Raw genomic sequence first — 371 nt, 5'->3', positions numbered from 1 at the left:
TCGGCATCCAGCGCCGCGCCGGAGCCGGTGCGGAAGTTGACGTAGCTGTCGGTCAGGCCATAGGCCTTGAGTTTCTGGCTGTTGACGATCTCCGAGGTCCAGCCGGTGGGGCTGTTGAGGAAGCGCCCACGGGTCGGGTCTTCGGGGTCGCGGAACACGTCTTTGTAGCGGGCCAGGTCGGCGACGGATTTAAGCTCCGGGGCCAGGGGTTTGATGCCCCGTTCGGCGTCGCCCTTGATCACGTATTCCGGCACCCACCAGCCTTCGGTGGCACCTTTGACGGTGTCGCCCAGGCCGAACACCTTGCCTTCGCTTTCGGCCTTGACCCACGCCGGACTGCGCCCGGCCCACTCTTCGCCGATCACCTGGAT

Annotated in this window: 1 protein-coding gene; it reads right to left on the bottom strand. The window is 65.8% G+C overall.

Translation table 11 applies throughout. The annotated features are described in order from the left end of the window. Positions 1-371, bottom strand: a 371-nt coding sequence (locus HX786_RS31605) for a glycine betaine ABC transporter substrate-binding protein (RefSeq protein WP_306172587.1), incomplete at both ends; no start/stop codon positions are given.

It is taken from the genome of Pseudomonas sp. 21615526 (assembly GCF_013386245.1).
In the GTDB taxonomy this organism is placed as follows: domain Bacteria; phylum Pseudomonadota; class Gammaproteobacteria; order Pseudomonadales; family Pseudomonadaceae; genus Aquipseudomonas.
This window is presented reverse-complemented; position numbering and strand designations above follow the sequence as displayed.